The sequence below is a fragment of the Xanthomonas populi genome, assembly GCF_002940065.1.
GTDB lineage: Bacteria > Pseudomonadota > Gammaproteobacteria > Xanthomonadales > Xanthomonadaceae > Xanthomonas > Xanthomonas populi.
The window spans coordinates 1-961 of record NZ_MDEJ01000289.1; the positions used below are offsets into that span (position 1 = coordinate 1).

The 961-nt window shown below is 57.9% G+C and carries 1 protein-coding gene; it reads left to right on the forward strand.

Features of this window, described 5'->3' with window-relative positions; all coding sequences use genetic code 11:
• The first annotated feature begins 434 nt into the window (after positions 1-434).
• The gene (locus XpopCFBP1817_RS20885; protein ID WP_128418495.1) at positions 435-818 is read left to right on the forward strand and encodes a hypothetical protein; all 384 of its coding nucleotides are present in this window, start codon (positions 435-437) and stop codon (positions 816-818) included.
• The last annotated feature ends 143 nt before the right edge of the window (positions 819-961 follow it).

Sequence of the window (961 nt, forward strand, 5' to 3'; positions counted from 1 at the left end):
GCGCTTTGAGAAGCTCGACGTCATGTTCCTCGGATTCCTGAGCTTCGTCCTGATCGTTGAAGGGCTTCGTATGTGTTAACTGGCCCTAGTTCAGCAGCACGTGGCCGAAGAAGCCTCCTGACCTATAGCGATCCAGGCATCCACCAAGCGGTCGTTATGCAGGGATGACCAGTGCACACACGCCCTCGCGTAGAGCGATACACGATGAGGTCTGGCAACGAGTGAACCCGACTGACGGCCGCATTGGTCTGTGCAGTCGCTGCTACGACTCTCTGGTGTCGGGAGCATCCCGACACCAGACGTACGTCTGGACGGAAGCGATATAGAAATCACGTTTTTTTAGATTCAAGTCGAACTCCAGCTAGCCGATAGCCGAATAGAAGCCCGCGTACGTAAACGGGTCACCGTTCGACTTTTGATTCTGGAGAATCCCCATGAAGTTTCTGCTCTCGCTCCTCCCAGTCGCTGCTCTCGTCATCGTCGCCCCCACGCTGTCGGCTCAGTCGCAGGAAATTATTCCGCCGGAAATGGCCACACGCTTCGTCGGCAAGGACGGCATGGTGTGCGGCAAGGTCGAAAAGGCCAAGTACGCCCAGAGCTCGGAAGGTGAGCCCACCTTCCTGTACATGGGTGGCATGTTCCCGCGTCACACCTTCTCGGCCCGGATCGACGGCGCCAACCGCGGCAAGTTCAGCTTTGCCCCGGAAACCCTGGAAGGCAAGAACGCGTGTGTTCTGGGCAAGATCCAGCGCGACAGCGCGCGTGCCGAAATCGAAGTCAGCTCGCCGGCCAGCCTGAAGCTCGCCACCATCAAGTAATCGCCTCGCAGATCGCCACGCCCTTGCGCGTGGCGATCTGCTGTTTGCGCTTATGCGGACTGACTTCTGGGCACCTCGAACAACCAAGTCGTAGCCGTGGTGACACGCACTGGATGATGACCATACCTTCAAAAAATCAGCGA

Coding starts and splice junctions, on each gene's coding strand:
- XpopCFBP1817_RS20885 (WP_128418495.1), top strand. CDS start 435: ATGAAGTTTCTGCTCTCGCTCCTCCCAGTCGCTGCTCTCGTCATCGTC.